The following is a 14,270-nucleotide window of genomic DNA, read 5'->3' on the forward strand; positions in this document are numbered from 1 at the left end:
GATGTCTCCTTGTTCTGAAATTGCGTCAGGCGGGGCTTATCCCCGCCTGATGAATGTTCCATGAAGCCCCGAAGGGCAGCGGTCCGGGCGAACCCGGACCGTGGCCCGATCAGGCTTCGGCTGCGGCTTCGGCTTCGCCTTCCAGCTCTTCGTCGAGGCTGGCTTCCAGCGCGCCCAGGTCGACACCGGCAGCGCCCATCTGAGCGGTCATGCCGTCCAGAGCAGCGCGCGAGGCCAGGTCGCAATACAGAGCGATGGCGCGGGCAGCGTCGTCGTTGCCCGGGATGACGAAATCAACGCCTTTGGGCGAGCAGTTGGTGTCGACGATGGCGACGACCGGGATGCCCAGCTTTTTCGCTTCCGCGATGGCCAGGTCTTCCTTGTTCACGTCGATGACGAAGAGCAGGTCCGGCAGACCGCCCATTTCGCGGATGCCGCCCAGCGAGGCCTGCAGTTTGGTCTGCTCGCGTTCCATCTGGAGACGCTCTTTCTTGGTCAGGCCTTCTGCGCCGCCAGCCATGGTCTCATCGATGGCTTTCAGACGCTGGATCGACTGGGAAACGGTTTTCCAGTTGGTCAGCGTGCCACCCAGCCAGCGGTGGTTCATGTAGTACTGAGCCGATTTCTCGGCGGCTTCGGCAACGGCTTTCTGAGCCTGACGCTTGGTGCCGACGAAGAGAACGCGGCCGCCTTTGGCGACGGTGTCACGGATAGCGACCAGAGCCGCGTCCAGCATCGGGACGGTCTGGGTCAGGTCGAAAATGTGGATGCCGTTACGTTCACCATAGATGAACTCGGCCATACGGGGGTTCCAGCGCTGGGTCTGGTGGCCGTAGTGAACGCCAGCTTCGAGCAGCTGACGCATGGAGAATTCAGGAAGCGCCATATCAAGGTCCTTTCCGGTTTGAGCCTAAGCGGGGTATTCAGGGACGGATGTCCCAACCGGTGGACCTGCGAAGGATTTCTCCCCTCGTCGGCCCGACCCCACCTGTGAAGTGCGCGCCAATTAGTCGTTTTTGCGGCGCAATGCAAGCCCTGTTGAACAACTGGCGTGTTATCATATCCGGATGCGAGTTGTTCCCGGCATCCTTCGATCCCGCAAGGCAAAACGCCCGCATCCTTCGATACGGGCGTTGCGGGTTTCGGGCGCGCAAAGGATCAGTCCTCGGCATTGGCCTCGGCGCGCGATTTCCCGGCGACGTCCAGCGCCAGCGTCGCCGCCATAAAGGCGTCCAGATCGCCATCCAGCACGCCCTGCGTGTCCGAGGTCTCATGCGAAGTGCGCAGATCCTTCACCATCTGATAGGGATGCAGCACATAGGACCGGATCTGGTTGCCCCAGCCCGCATCGCCCTTGGCGGCGTGCTGGGCGTTGATCTCGGCATTCCGCTTGTCCAGTTCCATCTGGTAAAGACGCGCCTTCAGCGCGGCCATGGCATTGGCACGGTTCTGGTGCTGCGACTTCTCGGAAGAGGTCACCACGATATTGGTCGGCAAGTGGGTGATCCGCACCGCCGAGTCGGTGGTGTTGACGTGCTGACCGCCCGCGCCCGAAGAGCGATAGGTGTCGATGCGGATTTCGTTATCCGGGATGACGATTTCGATATTGTCGTCAACGACCGGATAGACCCAGACCGAGCTGAACGAGGTGTGGCGGCGCGCCGCCGAATCGTAGGGCGAGATGCGGACCAGACGATGCACGCCCGATTCCGATTTCAGCCAGCCATAAGCATTCGGGCCGGTGATCTTGTACGCCGCCGAGCGAATACCGGCCTCTTCGCCGGGGGTCTCGGAGAGCAGTTCGACGTCATAGCCCTTTTTCTCGGCCCAACGCACATACATGCGCGCCAGCATCGAGGCCCAGTCGGCGCTTTCCGTGCCACCCGCACCCGCGTTGATCTCGAGGAAGGTGTCATTGCCGTCGGCCTCGCCATTCAACAGGGCCTCGAGTTCCTTCTGCGCGGCAAGTTCGGCCAGTTGCTTGAGCGAGCCCTCGGCATCGGCGACGATCTCGGCATCGTCTTCCATTTTGCCCAGTTCGATCAGGTCGATATTGTCCTTCACGCCGGTATCGATGCGGCGATAGGTCTCGACCGCGTCGGAAAGTTTCTGGCGGTCACGCATCAGCTTCTGCGCGCGGGCCGGGTCGGACCAGATATCGCCGTCCTCGATCATCGCGTTCAGCTCTTCAAGGCGATGCGGCGCTGTGTCCCAGTCCAAGCGCTGACCGAGCAGTTTCAGCGATTTGCGGATCGCTTCGATGGTGGCTTGGGTTTCGGCGCGCATGGGCACTCACTTTCACGTCACGGTGGTCGGATCAGGGCAAGACAGATAGCGCGAGGACGGGCCACCCGCAAGCGCCCGGCCGGAAAACCTGTCGTCAGTAGAGCCCGCCCGAGGACAGCGTGCCGAAATCGGCTTTCTTGGGAATGACCTTCTTCTTGCCGGTCGAGGTCGTCACCGCCTTGCCGGTATCGCGGCCGCTGGTGTTGTACATCGGCAGCGTGTCGGGATCGGCCCGGTCAAAGCCGCCATCGACCAGCCCGATGCCGACGCTCAGATCCTGGCCGTCACGGAAATATTCGGCGATCACGTTATTGCCCTTGGCGTCGGGGCCAAGGATCTGGCCGGTGAAACGGTCGATGTTGACGAAATGCCCGCCCGGCGGAACGCGGAACTGTGTGCCGCCATACTCCTTGACGACTTCCTTCATGAATTCGTTGAAGACCGGCACGCAGAGCGTGCCGCCAAAGGCCCCCTCGCCCATCGAACGCGGCTGGTCATAGCCCAGATAGCATCCCGCGACCACGTTCGAGGTGAAGCCGATGAACCAGACATCCTTGGCGTCATTGGTCGTCCCGGTCTTGCCTGCGACCGGCACAGGCAGGCTGACGCCGCGACCGGAGCCGCGCTTGACCACGCCCTCCATCATCGAGGTCAACTGATAGGCGGTGATTGCATCCATCACCCGTTCGCGATTGGTCTCGATCGCGGGGGCGGCCCCGGCGGGCAGGTTCGCCCGGTCGCAGGTCAGGCATTTGCGCTGGTCGTGGCGATAGATCGTGCGGCCACGGCGGTCCTGCACGCGGTCAACCAGCGTCGGCTCGACCCGCTCGCCGCCATTGGCGAACATGGCATAGGCCGCGACCATCTTGAACAGCGTGGTCTCCTGTGCGCCCAGGCTATTGGCAAGGAAGGGCGAAAGCCGGTCATAGACGCCGAAGCTTTCGGCATATTTCGCGACCGTGCTCATGCCGATATCCTGCGCGATGCGGATCGTCATCAGGTTTCGGGACTGCTCGATCCCGGTCCGCATCGGCGTCGGGCCGTAATATTTGCCGCTGGCATTCTTGGGCGTCCAGAGCCCCTCGGGCGTGTTCACGGTGATCGGTTCATCGACCACGATTGTCGCGGGATTGAAGCCGCTATCCAGGGCCGCCGCATAGACGAAGGGCTTGAAGCTGGAACCGGGCTGGCGCTGCGCCTGCGTCGCACGGTTGAAAACCGAGCTTTGATAGGAAAAGCCGCCCTGCATCGCCATGACGCGACCGTTATTCACGTCCATCGCCATGAAGCCGCCTTCGATCTCGGGGACCTGGCGCAGGGTCCAGCGGATGAAGCTGCCATCGTCATCGCTGGTCATGCGGCGCACCAGAACCACGTCTCCGACGCTCAAGAGATCCGAGGCGACGCGCGCCTTGTTTCCCAGCCGGCCATTGGGCAGGCGTTTGCGGGCCCATTGCACATCCTTGGCGGGAAGCGTCGCGGTGCCCTCCTCGCCCTCGATGCCGAGCGTCGCGTCCTGATCGCCCAGCGACAGAACCACGGCGGGATACCAGCCCTCGATGTCGCGCGGAACGCGGGCGGCGGCCAGAGCGGCGCGCCAGTCGCGCTCGGTCCCCAGCTTCTCCTCGGGGATGGCGACGCGCGTGCCGCGCCAGATGCCGCGGCCCCGATCGAACTTCTCAAGTGCGCGTTGCAGCGCGCGGGCGGCGAGCTTCTGCAGATCGGGCTCGATCGTGGCACGGATGGCCAGTCCGCCGCCGAAGAACTCATCCTCGCCGAATTCCAGCGACAATTGGCGGCGGATCTCGTCGGTGAAATAGCTGCGCGGCGGCAATTGCTTCTGAAAGGCAGGAAAATCGCCATTCTGCACCGATTGCAGCGCAAGCTGCGATTCCGAACGATAGGCTGCCTCGTCGATATAGCCGTTCTGCCACATTTCGCGCAGGACGTAATTCCGCCGCTCGGTCACGCGCTCCTTGGCCCGGACGGGGTGGTAGCGGCCGGGGGCCTGCGGCATCGCGGCCAGCATCGCGGCCTCATGCGGCTCAAGATGCGCGAGGGATTTGTTGAAATAGGTCTGCGCCGCCGCCGCGACGCCGAAACTGTTCTGCCCGAGAAAGATCTCGTTGAGGTAAAGTTCCAGGATCTGGTCCTTGGACAGCGTCTGCTCGAGTCGCGTCGCAAGGATCAGTTCCTTGATCTTGCGCTCAATGCTGCGATCCGAGGACAACAGAAAATTCTTCATCACCTGCTGGGTGATGGTCGAGGCACCGCGCACGCTTTCGCCGCGGCTGGCCACGGCTTGGACCAGCGCGCCCATCATCCCCCGCGGATCGAAGCCATGATGGTGGTAGAAGTTCTTGTCCTCGGCACTGATGAAGGCGTTTTTAACCAGATCGGGGATCTCGTCGATGGGCACGAAGATCCGACGTTCCTGCGCGAATTCGTCGATCAGCATGCCTTCGCTGGAATAGACCCGGCTGATCGTCTTGGGCGAGTACTGCGCCAATTGCTCATGGCTCGGCAGATCGCGGGAATACATCCACAGGACCGCGCCCAGCGTCAGCGCGGTGAACACGACGCCGGTCACGATCCAAGCGAAGATCGCACCGAAGAACGAGAGAACGAAGCGGATCAACGGGCCATGCCTCAGGGATTTCCTGCATCTATAGTCTCGGCGACCGGCCGCGTCAAAGTCACATGGCTGTCAGCGCCGGGAAAGGCGGGCGCGGGCGGCATCCTCCTGCGCCCATTCTGCAACGGCCCGGGCAATGGATTGCGCGGAATGGCTGCGCCATTCTGGGTTGAAAAGATTGCCGCGATCGACTGCATCCGTCAGAAAACCCAATTCGATCAGTACCGAAGGGATATCAGGCGATTTGAGCACCGCGAAGGCCGCGCCCCGGATCGGACGCCGGTGCAGCGCAATCCCCGCCTCGTTCAACTCGGCGACAAGAAATTTCGCGAAGGATTCGGAACGCGGCTGAGTCTTCTGCCGCGCGAGATCCATCAGCACCCCGGCGATCTGGTCATCCGACTCCGTGAGATCGAGACCCGCAACCAGATCGGCGCGGTCATGGCGCAAGGCAAGCTGCCGCGCGGCGCGGTCATCGGCATTCTGGTCCCAGGTATAGATCGACATGCCCGCAGCCTCTCCGGCAGGCAGGGCATCGGCGTGAAGCGAGAGAAAGAGATCTGCGCCCTGCGTCCGGGCAATGGTCATGCGCTGCTCGAGCCCGATGAAGCTGTCATCCGTCCGGGTCTCAATGACCTCGAAGCCCGCGGCGGTCAGCACATCGGACAATTCCCGGGCATAGCCCAGCATCACGGCGGCCTCGCGGATCGCACCCACCTCGGCACCGGGATCATGCCCGCCATGGCCCGGGTCGATGGCGATGCGCAGGGGGTGGCGTTCCGCGGGCGCGACGGGTGGGTCCTCGATCACGGCCTGCGGCAGGTCACGCAGGACCGGCACGGCCTGACCGCGCGTCACGAATTCGGCGGGCTTGACCGGCATCAGGGCAACGCGAAGTTCCACCCCGCCCGGCCCTGCGCGCTGCACCGCGCTTTTCAGCCCGTAGGGGCCGGCAAGCTCGAGGATCAGGCGCGACCAGCCCGGCCGCGAGCGCCCCCATCTGAGATCGGGCACAAGCGCGTGCCCGGCAATCGCCTCGGGTCGGGTCTGCGCGAAATCGACCTCGTGCAAATCGAGGATCAGACGCGGCGGGCCGTCCAGGAAATAGACCCGATAGGGCACCGTGCGGCTCAGCCCCAGCGTCAGCAGAAGCGGGCGTGGATGGCCCCGATCCCTGCCCTCGGCCACGATGGCGGTCCGCGCCGGATCAAGCTGCGCCACCGCATGACGCTCTTGCGCCGCCAGAGGCGCGGCAAGAGCAAGGCAGAGGACGAGCCAGATCCACCTCATCTTGCCGCCATGAAGGCGGCGAGCCGGGCAAGCCCCTCGGCGATCTGCGCGGTCGAGCCGGCATAGCTGAAACGGAGCGTCCGCGCCCCGCGCCGCGGGTCGAAATCCAGTCCGGGCGTCACCGCGACACCGGCCTTTTCGAGGATCTCGGCGGCAAAGGCCAAGCTGTCCTCGGTAAGGTCCGACACATCGGCATAGATGTAGAACGCCCCCTCGGGCGGCGCGATGCGCGCAAAGCCTATCTGCGGCAACGTCGCTAACATCAGGCGGCGATTTTCCGCGTAAACGCTAAGGTTTGCATCAGCTTCCTCGACGCCGTCCAGGGCCGCCAGCGCGGCGATCTGGCTCGCATGGGAGGGGCAGATGAACATGTTCTGCGCCAGCCTCTCGACCGTCCGGACATGGTCCTGCGGCACCACCATCCAGCCGATCCGCCAGCCGGTCATGCTGAAATATTTCGAGAAGCTGTTGATGACATAGACGTCATCGCTCACCTCCAGCGCCGAATGAAAACCGGCGCCGTAATCCAGCCCGTGATAGATCTCGTCCGAGATCAGCGCGACGCCCAGCTCCTGCGCCCTCGCATGCAAAGCGGCAAGCTCGTCGCGGCGCAGCACCGTGCCCGAGGGGTTTCCGGGCGAGGCCAGGATCAGGCCCTGAACATCCGCAGGCAGTTCCTTGGGCCGCGGCTGGTAGCGATCCTCGGGGCGGGTCTGGATGCCGACAGGCTCAAGCGACATGGCGCGGAGGATCTGGCGATAGCTGGGATAGCCCGGCTCGCCCAGAGCGACGCGGTCGCCCGCATCGAAAAGCGCCGAAAAGGCCAGCATGAAGGCCCCGCTGGAGCCCGGCGTAATGATGACCCGCGCGGGATCAAGCTCGATCCCGTACCAGCGCCGGTAGAGCCGGGCGATGCCCTCGCGCAATTCCGGCAGCCCCAGTGCCACCGTATAGCCCAAGGGTTGGTCCAGCGCCGCGGCAAGGGCCTTGCGGGCCACGGCGGGCGCGGGGCTCGACGGCTGGCCGACTTCCATTTGGATGATGCTGCGCCCTGCGGCTTCGGCCCGGCGCGCGGCTTCCATGACATCCATCACGATGAAAGGATCCACCTGACCCCGGTGCGACTGCCTCATAACTGCCTCGAAGATCTTGTTTCTTTCTCGCGGGTATCACAACTGGGGCGGGCGCGGTCAAGCATTCGCGCTCAACCCCGCGTGAGTTGCGCCGGGAGGTCGGCTTGTCGGCTTGCAACCCGCCGCGCCGCGGGCCAAGCTTTGCGCCAAATTGAAAGGACACCGGATGAAAGCCATTCTGACCGCGGCCGCGCTTGCCGCGACCGCCCTGCCCGCCCTGGCCTTCGACCCCGCCAATATGAGCGAGGACGAGAAGGCCGCCTTTGGCACGGCGGTGCGCGACTATCTGATGGCCAATCCCGATGTGCTGGTCGAGTCGATCAATGTCCTTGAGCAGCGCCGCGTCGCCGACGAATCCAAGAATGACAAGCTGCTGGTCGAAAACAACAAGGAGGCGATCTTTGAGGATGGCCATAGCTGGATCGGCGGCAATCCCCAAGGCGATGTCACGCTGGTCGAATTCATCGACTACCGCTGCGGCTACTGCAAGCAGATCAACCCGGCGGTCGAAAAGCTCATCCGTGAGGATGGCAATATCCGCTGGATCATCAAGGAATTCCCGATCCTGACCGAGGAAAGCCAGCTTGCCGCCCGCTTTGCCGTCGCGATCCAGCAAGAGGCGGGGGCCGAGGCCTACAAGCAGGTGCATGACGCGCTGATGGAATCGCGCGGCCCGGTCAATCTGGAGACGCTGGGCAAGCTCGCGGTCAAGGTCGGGGCAGATGACAAGGCCGTGCTGAACCGAATGAATACCGAAGAAGTCGCCGCCGTCATCCGCAAGAACCATCAGCTGGCCGAGCAGATGCGGATCATGGGCACCCCCACCTTCATCATCGAGGGCGAAATGCTGCGCGGTGTGCCGCAGGACGGGCTGAAGCCATTTGTCGACAGGGTCCGCGCAGCAGCCAAGGGATGAAGGATCGGGCGGTGCGACGGCACCGCCCTCTCTTATTCCGCCGCTGCGGCCTCGGCCGCCTGGATCGCACTCGCCCGCTCTTCGACCAGCGAGACGATGTGATCGACCATCTGGTCGTTCGACATCTTGTGATCCTGCTTTCCGGCCAGATAGACCATGCCATTTCCGGCCCCGCCCCCGGTAAAGCCGATATCGGTCATGAGCGCCTCGCCCGGCCCGTTCACCACGCAGCCGATGATCGAAAGGCTCATCGGGGTCTTGATGTGTTCCAGCCTTTTCTCGAGAAGCTCGACGGTCTTGATGACGTCGAAACCCTGCCGCGCGCAGCTTGGGCAGGAGATGATCTGCACGCCCCGAGTGCGCAGGCCCAGGGATTTGAGGATCTCGAAACCGACCTTGACCTCTTCGACCGGATCGGCCGACAGGCTCACGCGGATCGTGTCGCCAATGCCCATCCAGAGCAGGTTGCCTAGCCCGATCGCGGATTTTACGGTGCCCGAGACCAGACCACCTGCCTCGGTGATGCCAAGATGGATTGGCGCGTCCGTCGCATCCGCCAGTTGCTGATAGGCCGCCGCCGCGAGAAACACGTCCGAGGCCTTCACGCTGATCTTGAACTCGTGAAAGTCGTTGTCCTGCAGGATGCGGATGTGATCGAGGCCGGATTCGACCATCGCATCGGGGCAAGGCTCGCCGTATTTCTCGAGCAGGTGTTTTTCAAGGCTGCCGGCATTGACGCCGATGCGGATCGAGCAGCCGTGATCCTTGGCCGCCTTGATGACCTCACGCACGCGCGCCGCATCGCCGATATTGCCCGGATTGATCCGCAGGCAGGCGGCGCCGGCTTCTGCGGCCTCGATGGCGCGGCGGTAGTGGAAATGGATATCGGCGACGATCGGAACCGGGCTTTCACGACAAATCTCTCGCAGCGCGCGGGTCGAGGCCTCGTCCGGGGTCGAAACCCGGACGATATCCGCGCCGACATCCGCGGCGCGGATGATCTGATCCAGCGTTGCCCTGACATCCGACGTGTCGGTATTCGTCATCGTCTGGACGCTGATCGGCGCATCGCCCCCGACGGGGACCCGTCCCACCATGATCTGACGGGACTTTCGCCTCTCGATATTGCGCCAGGGTCGGATCGGGTTGAGCGACATGAAATGGGCCTTGTGCTGCGCCGGAGGGTTTCGCCTCAGACATAGGCCCATGTGCGCCGGTGGGCAAGCCGGCGCAGGGAAACTCGCCTATTCCTGAACGGGCGCGACCGGTGCCGCCGAGGCGACCGCGATCATCGAGGCCAGTTCGGGGTCCTTTGTCTGATCGGCAAGGGCGAATTTCGCGGTCAGGGCTTCGGGCGAAAGCTCGACATTCTTGACCACCTTGGCGCCGGGTGCCGCCGGGCCATAGGCCTGTCCGTTCACCGCGAAATAGACCGCGCCGGAATTGCCGGTCCGCAGCACGGGCGGCGCCTCGAGCTTTGGCAGGGCAAAGCGCTCGCCGGCATCCATCGTCTTTTCAAGCAGCACCGTGCCATCGGCCGAGGTGACGCGCACCCAGGCCGGGCGCGCCGCCAGGATCTCGACCGCCGCAGCATCGGGCGCAATCGTGCGCACCGCCGCCAGTTGCTCGGGCATTTGCGGGCCAAAGACATTGCCCGCAGCCGATCCCGTCCGGGCCGGATCGACGACCGAAGCCGCGACGCTCTGCGCCGGAATGGCGGGCTGCATCGCCGGCGCGTTCAGGCCGGGGTCGATCGCAGCGATCGGCCCGTCCCGCGCGACGAGCACCGGAACCTCGAGCGCCTGAGGGCGATAGGTGCGGTCGATGCCCTCAGGGCGCGGCAGGTTCAGCTGCGCGGAATCGACCGCCTCGGGTTGCGCCGCGTCCTGAACCGGATCGAGCGACGCGACCACGCCGGGGGATTGCTCGCCCGGGGTCAGGTTGACCTTCTGGACCTCTTGCAGGACCGACCATCCGCCATAACCCAGTCCACAGGCCAGCAGGGCCATGACAAGGACCGAACCGATCGCGCGCGGCTCGATCGAGGACCACATGCTTTCCGGCTTGGGCAGAAAGATCGGATGCGGATTGGCCAGCGCCTCGGCCGGGTCAGAAGGTCGTCGTTGCGGCTTCGGACCGGAAGCGGCCGCCGCCATGCCATGCGTCGGCTTGAAGCCGGATTCATGGCAAAAGCGCCGGAATGTCCAATCGGCATCCATGCCCAGATAGCGGGCATAGGATCGCACATAGCCCGCGATGAAGCTCGGCGTGTCAAATGCCGAGATATCACAATTCTCGATTGCGGCGACATATGAGGCGCGGATCCGCAGCTCGCGCTGCACGTCCAGCAAGGACTTGCCCAGCGTGGCACGTTCGCCCCGCATCAGGTCGCCCAGCCGGATCTCGCCTTCCTCTGCGCCGGGCGCATGTCCCGCCTGTTCATCATGCTGCATTGGGGAGCCCCCCCTCAGCCCGATCATTCCGCCTGCCCCATTTTTTATTTATGCACAGTCTTCCGAATCGGAAGGCTGTCACAGCTTCCTTAATGGAAGGTTATCACGCACGCGAGATCTTATCATCCCCTCGCAACCCTCAGGCGACAGAGGAAGCGCGGCTCAGCTTGCATTGTGACCAAAGCGCGTCCATCGCCCGCACCAGCGCGTCGATATCCTTGGGCAGGTGGACCGGAGACGGCGTGAAACGCAGCCGCTCGGTGCCGCGCGGCACGGTCGGGAAGTTGATCGGCTGCACATAGATGCCGAAATCGGCCAGCAGCATGTCCGACAGCGCCTTGCAATGGACCGGATTGCCGACATGGACCGGCACGATATGGCTGCCGTGATCCATGATCGGCATGCCAAGACCGCGCAGTCGCATCTTCAGGATGCGGGCGTGCAGTTGATGGGCATCGCGCAGCTTCTGGCCCTCGGCGGTTTTCAGAAAGGCGATGGACGCTGCCGCCCCGGCCGCCACGGCAGGCGGGATCGAGGTGGTGAAGATGAAGCCCGGCGCATAGGAGCGGATCGCATCGACCATCTTGGCCGAAGCCGCGATATAGCCGCCAAATACGCCGAAGGCCTTGCCGAGCGTGCCGTTGAAGATGTCGATCCGGTCGCTCAGACCATCCCGCTGGGCGACGCCGCCGCCGCGCGGCCCATACATGCCGACGGCATGGACCTCGTCGAGATAGGTCAGCGCGTTGAATTCCTCGGCCAGATCGCAGATCGCGGCGATGGGGCCGAAATCGCCATCCATCGAATAGATCGATTCAAAGGCGATCAGCTTCGGCGCGGCGGGATCATCGGATGCGAGCAATTCGCGCAGATGCGCGACGTCATTGTGGCGAAAGATCCGCTTCGCACCGTCGAAACGCTTGATGCCCTCGATCATGGACGCATGGTTCAGCGCGTCGGAATAGATGATCAGGCCGGGGAAAAGCTTGCGCAAAGTCGAAAGGGTCGCGTCATTGGCGATATATGCGCTGGAAAAGACCAGCGCGGCCTCTTTGCCATGCAGATCGGCGATCTCGGCCTCGAGCCGCTTGTGGTAAACAGTGGTCCCCGAGATGTTGCGCGTGCCGCCCGATCCCGCGCCGGTCGAATCAAGCGCCTCATGCATGGCGCTCAGGACAGCCGGATGCTGGCCCATGCCCAGATAGTCATTGCCGCACCAGACGGTGATTTCGGTCTCGGTTCCGTCGGGCCGCGTCCAGACCGCGTGAGGATAGGCACCCATTCGCCGCTCGATATCGATGAAGGTCCGGTAACGGCCTTCCTCATGCAGCTTCCCGATGGCCTGATCGAGGGCGGCCGAATAATCCATCTTCGTCCCTTGCCTTGCTTCAATTCGCTTGCTGGGGGGATCTTGGGCCGATCCCGCGGGTGTTAACTTGATACGTCTCAAGTTAAGGGAAATATAGGGTCAAAATGTCGCATTACGACAATGGGACCACGGGAAGACCACGGAATTTCCCCGAGAATTTCAATATGGAAAGGCAGAACATGCAGGAAAGCGCAAGAATCGAGGAAGTACTTTCAACGCTCGACAGGGGCTTGCCCGAGGCGCTGGACCGGCTGGTCGAGTTCCTGCGCATCCCCTCGATCTCGACTGATCCGGCGCATAAGGGCGATGTCCGCCGCGCCGCCGAATGGCTTTGCGCCGAGCTTGCAGGCCTTGGCTTCGAGGCCTCGATCCGCGACACGCCCGGACATCCGATGGTCGTGGCCCATTCGCCCAAGGGCGAGCGCCGCGCGCTGCTCTTTTACGGACACTACGATGTCCAACCGGTCGATCCGCTGAACCTCTGGGACCGCCCGCCCTTCGAACCCGCGATCGAGGACACGCCCGCGGGCAAGGTCATCCGCGGCCGCGGCGCGGCCGATGACAAGGGCCAGCTGATGACCTTTGTCGAGGCCTTCCGCGCCTGGAAGGCTGTCCATGGCAACCTGCCCACCGATCTGATCCTGCTCTTCGAGGGCGAAGAGGAATCCGGCTCGCCGAGCCTGCGCCCCTTCCTGCATGAGAATGCCGAAGAATTGCGGGCGGGCATCGCGATGATCTGCGATACCGGCATGTATTCCGATGGCCGCCCCGCCATCACCACGCAGCTTCGCGGCCTCTGCGGCGAAGAGATCATCGTCCATGCCGCCGATCGCGATCTGCATTCGGGCAGTTTCGGCGGGCTCGCCGCGAATCCGATCCAGCTTCTGGTAAATGCCCTCGCGACGATCAAGGACGAGACCGGAAGCGTCACCCTGCCCGGCTTTTATGACGGGGTCGAGGATCTCTCGAACGAACTCCGCGCCGATTGGGAGGATCTGGGTTTCGACGCTGGCGACTTCCTGTCGCGCGTCGGCCTGAAGCATCCCGTCGGAGAGCAGGGCCGCACCGGGCTGGAAATGGTCTGGAACCGCCCGACCTTCGAGATCAACGGCATCTCGGGCGGCTATACCGGCGAGGGCTTCAAGACGGTCCTTCCCGCCGAGGCGCGCGCCAAGGTCAGCTTCCGCCTGACCGGCACGCAGGATCCCGAGAAGATCCGCGCCGCCTTCCGCGCCCATATCCGCGCCGCCCTGCCCGAGGATTGCTCGGTCGAGTTCCACGAGCATGGCGGCAGCCCGGCAAGCCGCATGGATATTTCCGATCCGGCCTTTGCCGCCGCGAAAGAGGCGCTGTCCGAGGAATGGGGCCGCGAAGCCGCCTATATCGGCGCGGGCGGCTCGATCCCGATCGCGGGGGATTTCAAGGAAATCCTCGGCATGGATTCCATGCTGATCGGCTTTGGCCGCGACGATGACCGTATTCATTCTCCGAACGAGAAATACGATCTCGCAAGCTTTGCGCAAGGCGCGCGGAGCTGGGCGCGCATCCTTGCCGCATTGAGCTGAATACCCGCCCCCGGCGGCGCTGCGCGCCGGGGGGCAACGATCCGGTTTTTGGGGCGAAGCTCGAACAGTTCGGGCCTTTTCACGCAAACCGCAGATTTGTCTTGAACAATTTGTACAAAATGAAACCCTGTCTGAAGGTGTGTCTTTCAAACAGGGAATCACTGCGATGCCATACAGATTATTGGCTGCCAGCCTGCTTGCCGTCTCTGCCTGCTCGTCCGATCCCGCAGATTACGCAACGCCGACGATTTCAGTATCGACCCCCTCCGGGCCTGTCACCTGCCAGCTCTACCGCCATGACATGGTGCTGTGGGACCGCGCCCTGAGCCGACCCGCCACGCTGAGCGATGACGAGGCAAATCAGGTCTGCCGCACCGAGGGCTATCGCATCCGCCATGGCGCGCCCGAAGTCACCGGCAGCACCGGTGAGATGACCGTCGCAACCGAAGAGCCACCGCTGTAGCGCCACGCGACGGGCAAGGTCGGCGCGGCTGAAACATTGCGCAAATTCGGCAGAAATGTCGGAGTGAACTGGCGCACCCGAGAGGATTCGAACCTCTGACCTCTGCCTTCGGAGGGCAGCGCTCTATCCAGCTGAGCTACGGGTGCAATGCTTGGGCTGC

At 63.6% G+C, this 14,270-nt stretch carries 11 protein-coding genes and 1 tRNA gene; 3 read left to right on the forward strand and 9 right to left on the reverse strand.

The window, feature by feature from the left end; genetic code table 11:
• Positions 1-109: 109 nt before the first annotated feature.
• The 5 genes from rpsB to ESZ60_RS07760 all read right to left on the reverse strand — a co-directional run bounded on the left by rpsB (position 110) and on the right by ESZ60_RS07760 (position 7,344).
• Positions 110-886, reverse strand: coding sequence for a 30S ribosomal protein S2 (rpsB, locus tag ESZ60_RS07740; RefSeq protein ID WP_134679913.1), 777 nt, complete (start codon positions 884-886; stop codon positions 110-112).
• A gap of 272 nt (positions 887-1,158) precedes the next feature.
• A complete protein-coding gene (gene prfB / locus ESZ60_RS07745; RefSeq protein WP_134679914.1) occupies positions 1,159-2,286 on the reverse strand; it encodes a peptide chain release factor 2 in 1,128 nt (375 codons plus the stop codon).
• Positions 2,287-2,380: 94 nt separating this feature from the next.
• Positions 2,381-4,924: a penicillin-binding protein 1A gene (locus ESZ60_RS07750; RefSeq protein ID WP_134679916.1), complete on the reverse strand. Its 2,544-nt coding sequence runs from the start codon at positions 4,922-4,924 to the stop codon at positions 2,381-2,383.
• 69 nt (positions 4,925-4,993) lie between these two features.
• Entirely contained in the window at positions 4,994-6,211 is a 1,218-nt protein-coding gene (locus tag ESZ60_RS07755) for an N-acetylmuramoyl-L-alanine amidase (protein WP_134679918.1), read from the reverse strand.
• A complete protein-coding gene (locus tag ESZ60_RS07760; protein WP_134679920.1) occupies positions 6,208-7,344 on the reverse strand; it encodes a pyridoxal phosphate-dependent aminotransferase in 1,137 nt (378 codons plus the stop codon). The genes ESZ60_RS07755 and ESZ60_RS07760 overlap by 4 nt, the downstream gene beginning before the upstream one ends.
• Positions 7,345-7,510: 166 nt before the next feature.
• On the opposite strand from ESZ60_RS07760, the gene ESZ60_RS07765 reads away from it, so the two are divergent.
• The gene (locus ESZ60_RS07765; protein WP_134679922.1) at positions 7,511-8,260 is read left to right on the forward strand and encodes a DsbA family protein; all 750 of its coding nucleotides are present in this window, start codon (positions 7,511-7,513) and stop codon (positions 8,258-8,260) included.
• A gap of 32 nt (positions 8,261-8,292) precedes the next feature.
• Here the strand turns inward: ESZ60_RS07765 and ispG are convergent, their stop codons facing one another.
• The 3 genes from ispG to hemA form a co-directional block, all read right to left on the reverse strand.
• Entirely contained in the window at positions 8,293-9,417 is a 1,125-nt protein-coding gene (gene ispG / locus ESZ60_RS07770; RefSeq protein ID WP_134679924.1) for a flavodoxin-dependent (E)-4-hydroxy-3-methylbut-2-enyl-diphosphate synthase, read from the reverse strand.
• Positions 9,418-9,504: 87 nt separating this feature from the next.
• Positions 9,505-10,740 (reverse strand): helix-turn-helix domain-containing protein, encoded by a 1,236-nt coding sequence (locus ESZ60_RS07775; RefSeq protein ID WP_134679926.1) that lies wholly within the window; start codon positions 10,738-10,740, stop codon positions 9,505-9,507.
• A 112-nt stretch (positions 10,741-10,852) separates the two neighbouring features.
• Positions 10,853-12,082 carry a 5-aminolevulinate synthase gene (gene hemA, locus ESZ60_RS07780; protein ID WP_134679927.1) on the reverse strand — a complete coding sequence of 410 codons (1,230 nt, stop codon included), beginning with the start codon at positions 12,080-12,082 and terminating at the stop codon, positions 10,853-10,855.
• Positions 12,083-12,261: 179 nt separating this feature from the next.
• On the opposite strand from hemA, the gene ESZ60_RS07785 reads away from it, so the two are divergent.
• Positions 12,262-13,647 carry a dipeptidase gene (locus tag ESZ60_RS07785; protein WP_134680139.1) on the forward strand — a complete coding sequence of 462 codons (1,386 nt, stop codon included), beginning with the start codon at positions 12,262-12,264 and terminating at the stop codon, positions 13,645-13,647.
• A 166-nt stretch (positions 13,648-13,813) separates the two neighbouring features.
• Entirely contained in the window at positions 13,814-14,110 is a 297-nt protein-coding gene (locus tag ESZ60_RS07790; protein ID WP_209021262.1) for a hypothetical protein, read from the forward strand.
• Between the two features lie 69 nt (positions 14,111-14,179).
• Here the strand turns inward: ESZ60_RS07790 and ESZ60_RS07795 are convergent.
• A tRNA-Arg gene (locus ESZ60_RS07795) sits at positions 14,180-14,256 on the reverse strand.
• Between the last annotated feature and the right edge of the window lie 14 nt (positions 14,257-14,270).

The organism is Paracoccus ravus, from assembly GCF_004522175.1.
GTDB lineage: Bacteria > Pseudomonadota > Alphaproteobacteria > Rhodobacterales > Rhodobacteraceae > Paracoccus > Paracoccus ravus.